1 protein-coding gene is annotated in these 1,006 nt (G+C 44.6%); it reads right to left on the reverse strand.

What is annotated here, in order from left to right:
* Window positions 1-317 precede the first annotated feature (317 nt).
* Window positions 318-1,006: CHAD domain-containing protein (locus F6K49_RS53020; RefSeq protein ID WP_293111173.1), on the reverse strand; the 689-nt coding region annotated here is incomplete at its 5' end.

Genomic DNA, 1,006 nt, shown 5'->3' on the forward strand with positions numbered 1-1,006 from the left:
GAGTCCCTTTTATGGTTAAAGACGCGCGCCTTAGACAGGGTAGCCTTTATGGTCGGCAGGCTATGCAGATGCATGGTTAAAACTTTTTGATTAAGGCTACCCTGTCTGAGGGAACTCCCTCCACAGGCTATGCAGATGCATGGTTAAAACTTTTTGATTAAGGCGACCCTCTCCTTACGGTAACTTCAAGACCTAAGAGGACGTGGTATTCTTTTCCCTCTCAAACTCTCCAACTCTGATAAGGCTAGCACATTTTATACAATTCATTCAACCAAGATACATTAACAGTGTTTATACCCTCACCAGCATAAGACCTATCAGTTGCCTGACTCAGTCAGTAATATTTGGCGAAAGGCTTGCCTGGTTTCGGGCTTCAAATAATTCTGTTGTAAGGTTTGCCACTGTTGCCATGATTTGTAGCGGTTGGCCTGTAGTAACTCAGCCAACTGGGGAGCCTTATGTTTTAGGTCCGAGTGAAAGACAGAGTTTAAGAATTCGTCTAAAACCATACTGTCCTGAATATCACCTAAGATGCCTTGAATTTGCTTCATATCTTCCACATAGTCCTTATAGGTAGGACTATATAGTTCAGTAAATAGGTTCATTTGGTAACGCACCCGCTTGGCTTGCTTGCGTAGATCGTGAATCACTGACCCACGAATGGCTAGCAGGGATTCAACTGCTGCTGGTTTCAGCTGCTTGGGAGTTTGGCTACCAGTATCCTGAAGATCAACGCCCACTAGCCAAGCCGGGTGGAGTAACAGGCTGCTGACAATGGGTAAGAGTAAATCAGGTAATACCGCAGCCGCTGGCATCTGAGCAATTTCTTTATAGGTGGGTTTTTTGAGCCACCGTTTTAAGGTTTGCTTAAGCTTTTGATGTGGCTTACCTTGCAGAGCTTCCCGAACTTGTGTTAAAGCTTTGCACCGCTTTTTTTCCAAGTAAACGTAAGCTTGCTTCAATGCTTTCCGTTCTTTGGTGGGTAACTTGGGTTGGTAACCTTTGT

This window comes from Moorena sp. SIO3I6, from assembly GCF_010672095.1.